We start from the raw sequence: 717 nt of genomic DNA, 5'->3' as shown, positions 1-717 counted from the left end.
ATGTTGCTTAGAAGCAGCCACCATTGAAAGAGTGCGTAATAGCTCACTGGTCGAGTGACTCTGCGCCGAAAATGTAACGGGGCTAAACACACCACCGAAGCTATGGCTTGATGCTTGCATCAGGGGTAGGGGAGCGTTGAATGCGGGTTGAAGGTGTACCGGAAGGAGCGCTGGACTGCATTCAAGTGAGAATGCCGGTATGAGTAACGAAAAGATCTGTGAGAATCAGATCCGCCGAAAGCCTAAGGGTTCCTGAGGAAGGTTCGTCCGCTTAGGGTAAGTCGGGACCTAAGGCGAGGCCGATAGGCGTAGTCGAAGGACAACAGGTCGAAATTCCTGTACCACCGTAATCCGCTATGAGCGATGGGGTGACGCAGTAGGGTAGTGACGCGGACTGATGGATGTCCGTCTAAGCAGTGAGGCTGATGTGTAGGCAAATCCGCACATCGTAAGGCTGGGCTGTGATGGGGAGCGAAAACTATAGTAGCGAAGGTCATGATCTCAGACTGCCAAGAAAAGCCTCTAGCCAGGAGAAGGTGCCCGTACCGCAAACCGACACAGGTAGGCGAGAAGAGAATTCTAAGGCGCGCGGAAGAACTCTCGTTAAGGAACTCGGCAAAATGACCCCGTAACTTCGGGAGAAGGGGTGCCTCGGTAGGGTGAATAGCCCGAGGGGGCCGCAGTGAAAAGGCCCAAGCGACTGTTTAGCAAAACACA

The 717-nt window shown here is 53.7% G+C and carries 1 rRNA gene; it reads left to right on the top strand.

The annotated features are described in order from the left end of the window. A 23S ribosomal RNA gene (locus tag C400_RS0126045) occupies positions 1–717 on the top strand; the annotation flags it as partial.

The sequence above is a fragment of the Paenibacillus sp. ICGEB2008 genome (assembly GCF_000307675.1).
Lineage (GTDB): Bacteria > Bacillota > Bacilli > Paenibacillales > Paenibacillaceae > Paenibacillus > Paenibacillus polymyxa.
The sequence above is the reverse complement of the archived record's forward strand: the minus strand, read 5'-3'. Positions and strand labels throughout refer to the sequence as shown.